Raw genomic sequence first — 5,295 nt, 5'->3', positions numbered from 1 at the left:
GCGCCGACCGGCGCCGGCGCCGACCGCCGGCCGCGCCGGCCGCGTCCGCCGTACCCACGGCGTCCGGCGCGTCCGGCGCGTCCGTCGCGATCCGCTCCCGCCGGTGCGTGGGCTCCCCGTGCGCCGCGCCCGGCCGCGCCGACGGCCCGCGCGGCCGCGGGATGAAGGCCTGGGTGTCCTCGGCGGTGGGATAGGCCACGGCGCGCATCTCCGCGATCAGCGCGTCAGCCGTGGGCCGCTCGGCGGGATCCTTCGCCAGGCACCGGGCCACGATGGGGGCGAGCCGCCGAGGCAGTCCCGCGAGGTCGGGCTCGCTGTGCACCACTTGGTACGCCACCAGGTAGTGGCTGTCGGAGTCGAAGGGCCCCCGCCCGGTCGCCGCGTGGACCAGGACCGCCCCCAGCGCGAACACGTCGGCGGCGGTCCCCACGTCGCGGGGCCGCTGGAACTGCTCCGGCGCCATGAACGGCGGCGTCCCGATCAGCTTGCCCGTCTCGGTCCGCAGGTCGCTGTCGGTCGGACGCGAGATGCCGAAGTCGATCACCCGCACCCCGTCCGGAGCCATCAGCACATTGCTCGGTTTCAGGTCCCGGTGCACGACGCCCGCACGGTGGATGTCCCGCAGGGCCTCGGCCAGGCCCGCGGCCAGCCGGGTCAGCTCGACGGAGTCAAGCACCCGTTCCCGTACCCGCTCCGCCAGGGTCGGCGCGTCGATGAAGAGCGTGGCCATCCAGGGCCGTTCCGCATCGGGATCCGCGTCCACGACGGGCGCGGTGAACGCCCCGCTCACCCGCCGGGCGGCCGCGACCTCCTGGCGGAACCGGGCCCGGAACTCCGGATCCGCGGCGTGCTCGGCGTGTACGACCTTGACGGCGAGTTTCAGCCCGGAGCTGGAGACGGCCAGATGGACGACCCCCATACCGCCGGATCCGAGCACGGATTCGAGCCGGTACTGCCCGGCGTACTCCGGAAATCCCGCGTAGTCCGCGCGCCGCGAATGCACCGCTCACCACCCCCGCCGGAGCCTAGTCCATGGCCCCTGCGGACATCCAAGGTCCTGCTACCCTGCGCGCGTTGCGCCGAGCAACGCCCAAGGGGGGATTTCTCGCATGTCCGTTGAGAACGATTCAAGCCAAGTCCTGGCCGCCGACGCCACCTCAAGCCTTCCCACGTTCCCGCTCGCGCCCGGCTACCGGGTCAACGTGCGCAGCGGTCCCGGCACCAACTACTCGATCATCGACGTCCTGCCGGCCGGCGGGTACGTCACGATCCGCTGCCAGTGCCCCGGTACGAACATCAGCGGCCCGTACGGCACCACCAACATCTGGGACTGCATCGGCAACGGCCGCTTCGTCTCCGACGCCTACGTGAAGACGGGCAGCGACGGCTACGTCGCCGGACGCTGCGCCTGACCGCCGCGCCGTTCCGCCACGCGAGACGCGACCGGCCCGGACCGCACGGCGGGGGATAATCGCTGGTGTGAGCGACGACCAGCGAGACCAGACCCCCGCCGGAGCGGCCCCGGCCCCGGCCGCGACGGCTCCCACCGGCCCCGAGCCCGAGCCGATCCGCTTCTTCGGTACCACCTGGCTCAAGCACGACGGCGGCTACGCCCTGCGCCGCGTCGGCGTCGCCGTCGGCTCGCTCGCCGGGGCCTTCAGCGCCGCGTACCTGCTGCGCTTCGCCTACGAGGGTCTGGAGCTCGGCCATGTCGGCCCGTTCCTGAGCATCTCCGTCGTCGTCCTCTTCGCGATCGCCAGCTCCATCGCCTTCGGCAAGACCTGGGAGTCGTACAGCCGCCGCCCGGCGCCGTCCTCCGACGAGGCGGCGCTCAAGGGCCTCAAGGCCATCGGCTTCATCGGCTCCCTCATCGCCTACTTCATCCGCTCCCTGGTCGAGGCGCCGGGCGAGAAGCTGCGCCGCGCCGAGTACGAGCGCGCCTCGGCCGAATTCCTCCGCCGCCGCAACACCCGTACGGGCAACCCCGCCGCGCGCCGCCCGAAGCGCAAGAAGTAGCCCGCCCGCCCCCGCCCTCACGTCCCCCCGTCCGGCCCCGCCGCCACGTGCGGCACGGCCCGGGCGAAGCCCTTCCGCGCCGCCCGGCACGACCGGCGGTGCCGGGCGTCCGCGTGCGGCGGGCCGCAGGCCGCCCGTCCCGACCTGTTGACGACCGGAACCCCCAGGCGCATTATTCATCACATGATGAATAACTCGCCCGCCGGGACCCCGCCCCCACCCCCGCCCGCCGTGCACGCCACCGCCCTGACCGTCCGCCGCGGCACCTCCCGCACCCTCCGCACCGTCCTCGACGACATCGCCTTCGACGTCCCCCGAGGCCGCATCACCGGCCTCCTCGGCCCTTCCGGCTGCGGCAAGTCCACCCTGATGCGCGCTGTCGTCGGCACCCAGGCCCACGTCACCGGCACCCTCGACGTCCTCGGCCACCCCGCCGGCCACCCCGGGCTCCGCTCCCGCATCGGCTACGTCACCCAGGCGCCCTCCGTCTACGACGACCTCACCGTCCGCCAGAACCTCGACTACTTCGCCGCCGTCCTCGACCCCGGCCGCGCCGCCTCCCACCGCCGCGCCGACGCCGTCGCCCGCGCCCTCACCGACGTCGACCTGGGCTCCCGCGCCGACGCCCTCGCCGGCCGGCTCTCCGGAGGCCAGCGCAGCCGCGTCTCCCTCGCCGTCGCCCTGCTCGGCACCCCCGAGCTGCTGGTCCTCGACGAACCCACGGTCGGCCTCGACCCCGTCCTGCGCCGCGACCTGTGGAGCCTCTTCCACGACCTCACCGCCACCCGCGGCACCACGATCCTCGTCTCCTCCCACGTGATGGACGAGGCCGAGCGGTGCCACGACCTGCTGCTGATGCGCGAGGGCCGGATCCTCGCCCACGGCACCCCCGACGCCCTGCGCACCCGCACCCACTCGGCCACGGTCGAGGAGGGCTTCCTCCGCCTCGTCGACGACGCCAACGCCGACGCCAACGCCACGGCCACAGGCACCGCCCCTGTCCAAGCCACCGCCACCACCACCGCCCGGGAGCAGAGCCGATGAACGCCGTCCCCACGACCAGCAGCCCGTCCCCGGCGGGCCCCCCGCCCCCCGGCCACCGCCCAGCCGCACCGCGCCTCGCGCCCGCCCTCTCCCGTACGGCCGCCACCGCGGGCCGCGTCCTGCGCCAGCTGCGCCACGACCCGCGCTCCATCGCGCTGATGCTCCTGGTCCCCGTACTGATGCTGACGCTGCTCCGCTTCGTCTTCGACGGCAGCCCCCGCACCTTCGACAGCGTCGGCGCCGGCCTCCTCGGCATCTTCCCGCTGATCACGATGTTCCTGGTGACGTCCATCGCCACCCTGCGCGAGCGCACCTCCGGCACCCTCGAACGCCTCCTCGCCATGCCGCTGGGCAAGGGCGACCTCATCGCCGGCTACGCCCTCGCCTTCGGCGCCGTGGCCGTCGTCCAGTCCGTCCTCGCCACCGCCCTCGCCCTGTGGGTCCTCGGCCTCGACGTCGTCGGCTCCCCCTGGCTGCTCCTGCTCGTCGCCCTGCTCGACGCGCTCCTCGGGACCGCCCTCGGCCTCTTCGTCTCCGCCTTCGCGGCGTCCGAGTTCCAGGCCGTCCAGTTCATGCCGGCGGTGATCTTCCCCCAACTGCTGCTGTGCGGGCTCTTCGCCGCCCGCGAAACCATGCACCCGGTCCTCGAAGGCCTCTCCCACGCACTGCCCATGTCCTACGCCGTCGACGGCATGACCCAGGTCCTCACGCACACCGACATGACGGCCGCCTTCGTCCGCGACGCCGCCGTGGTCGCCGGCTGCGCCCTGCTCGTCCTGGCCCTCGGCGCGGCCACCCTGCGCCGCCGCACGCCCTGACGCCCACAGGCCGGACATCCAGCCCGCCCGTCGGCCGCCGAGTGCGAGGATGAGGACGTATCCGCAGTACGCGGGCAAGAACTCCCCCGGCCACGCCGGGAGGGGCCCCCAGGCGAGGTGAATCGGGCATGACCCAGACAGTCGCAGTCCTCGGTACCGGCAAGATCGGCGAGGCCCTGCTCAGCGGAATGATCCGCGGCGGCTGGCCCGCCTCCAAGCTCCTCGTCACCGCCCGCCGCGCCGAACGCGCCGAGGAGCTCCGTACCCGCTACGGCGTCGAGGCGGTCGGCAATGCCGAAGCGGCCAAGCGCGCGGACACCCTCATCCTCACGGTCAAGCCGCAGGACATGGGCAAGCTCCTCGACGAGCTCGCCCCGCACGTCCCCACCGACCGCCTGGTCATCAGCGGCGCCGCCGGCGTCCCCACCTCCTTCTTCGAGGAGAGGTTCGCGCCCGGCACCCCCGTCGTCCGCGTCATGACGAACACCCCGGCCCTCGTCGACGAGGCCATGTCCGTCATCTCCGCCGGCAGCCACGCCACCGCCGCCCACCTCCTCCACACCGAGGAGATCTTCGGCAGCGTCGGCAAGACCCTGCGCGTCCCCGAGTCACAGCAGGACGCGGCCACCGCCCTCTCCGGCTCCGGCCCCGCCTACTTCTACTTCCTCGTCGAGGCCATGACCGACGCCGGCATCCTCCTCGGCCTGCCGCGCGCCCAGGCGCACGACCTGATCGTCCAGGCCGCCATCGGCGCCGCCGTGATGCTCCGCGACAGCGGCGAGCACCCGGTCAAGCTCCGCGAGGCCGTCACCTCTCCCGCCGGTACGACGATCAACGCGATCGTGGAGTTGGAGAAGCACGGCGTCCGCGCGGCCCTGATCGCCGCCCTCGAAGCGGCCCGCGACCGCAGCCGCGAGCTCGCCTCCGGCAACAGCTGACGGCCCCGCGGCAGCGGTACGAGCGCCGGTCCGGGTACGGGACCCCGCAGGGGTGCCGCGGCTCCGAGTCCTCGCCCGGCGAGGGTTGACACACATGTGCCAGATCCGTAAGGTTCTTCGAGTTGTCCGAAGTGAGCGCCGACCCCGGTCGGTCCCCGGACAGCCATCCCGCACCACACATTCGAACGAACGACGCACTGTGTCGTGCCGTTTTCATGCGTGTTTGCGAATGAGGAATCCGCGTTCCAGGACGCAGCCGCCGATTAGGTTCGACGGCGAGGAATCCGCTACTGTCTCACTCGTCGAAAGGGCCCAACAGCCCGGAAGGCAAACCCCGCTGACTGGGGGTCAGGCCCGAAAGGGTCTGATAGAGTCGGAGTCGTTGGAAAGGGAAACGCGAAAGCGGAAACCTGGAAAGCGAAACCCGCTTCGACCGGGAATCGGACACGAAAGAGTCTGATAGAGTCGGAAACGCAGAA

At 72.7% G+C, this 5,295-nt stretch carries 6 protein-coding genes; 5 read left to right on the top strand and 1 reads right to left on the bottom strand.

Annotated elements, in window-relative coordinates:
• The coding region (locus ACFWUQ_RS31075) for a serine/threonine-protein kinase (protein WP_384544695.1) at positions 1-1,003 on the bottom strand (1,003 nt) is incomplete at its 3' end.
• A gap of 106 nt (positions 1,004-1,109) precedes the next feature.
• On the opposite strand from ACFWUQ_RS31075, the gene ACFWUQ_RS31070 reads away from it, so the two are divergent.
• The 5 genes from ACFWUQ_RS31070 (at position 1,110) to proC (ending at position 4,816) form a co-directional block, all read left to right on the top strand.
• The gene (locus ACFWUQ_RS31070) at positions 1,110-1,412 is read left to right on the top strand and encodes an SH3 domain-containing protein (RefSeq protein ID WP_384544693.1); all 303 of its coding nucleotides are present in this window, start codon (positions 1,110-1,112) and stop codon (positions 1,410-1,412) included.
• A gap of 67 nt (positions 1,413-1,479) precedes the next feature.
• The gene (locus ACFWUQ_RS31065) at positions 1,480-2,016 is read left to right on the top strand and encodes a hypothetical protein (protein WP_384544691.1); all 537 of its coding nucleotides are present in this window, start codon (positions 1,480-1,482) and stop codon (positions 2,014-2,016) included.
• Positions 2,017-2,199: 183 nt separating this feature from the next.
• Positions 2,200-3,060: an ABC transporter ATP-binding protein gene (locus ACFWUQ_RS31060; protein ID WP_384544689.1), complete on the top strand. Its 861-nt coding sequence runs from the start codon at positions 2,200-2,202 to the stop codon at positions 3,058-3,060.
• Positions 3,057-3,878: an ABC transporter permease gene (locus ACFWUQ_RS31055; protein WP_384544687.1), complete on the top strand. Its 822-nt coding sequence runs from the start codon at positions 3,057-3,059 to the stop codon at positions 3,876-3,878. Before ACFWUQ_RS31060 ends, ACFWUQ_RS31055 begins: the two co-directional genes overlap by 4 nt.
• 128 nt (positions 3,879-4,006) lie before the next feature.
• Positions 4,007-4,816 (top strand): pyrroline-5-carboxylate reductase, encoded by an 810-nt coding sequence (proC, locus tag ACFWUQ_RS31050; protein ID WP_384544685.1) that lies wholly within the window; start codon positions 4,007-4,009, stop codon positions 4,814-4,816.
• Positions 4,817-5,295 lie beyond the last annotated feature (479 nt).

It is taken from the genome of Streptomyces sp. NPDC058662, assembly GCF_042716255.1.
Classification (GTDB): Bacteria; Actinomycetota; Actinomycetes; order Streptomycetales; family Streptomycetaceae; genus Streptomyces.
The sequence above is the reverse complement of the archived record's forward strand: the minus strand, read 5'-3'. Positions and strand labels throughout refer to the sequence as shown.

What these genes read in the sequence shown, in the direction of transcription:
- ACFWUQ_RS31070 (WP_384544693.1), top strand. Translation starts at nt 1,110, where the DNA reads ATGTCCGTTGAGAACGATTCAAGCCAAGTCCTGGCCGCCGACGCCACC.
- ACFWUQ_RS31060 (WP_384544689.1), top strand. Translation starts at nt 2,200, where the DNA reads ATGATGAATAACTCGCCCGCCGGGACCCCGCCCCCACCCCCGCCCGCC.
- ACFWUQ_RS31055 (WP_384544687.1), top strand. Translation starts at nt 3,057, where the DNA reads ATGAACGCCGTCCCCACGACCAGCAGCCCGTCCCCGGCGGGCCCCCCG.
- proC (WP_384544685.1), top strand. Translation starts at nt 4,007, where the DNA reads ATGACCCAGACAGTCGCAGTCCTCGGTACCGGCAAGATCGGCGAGGCC.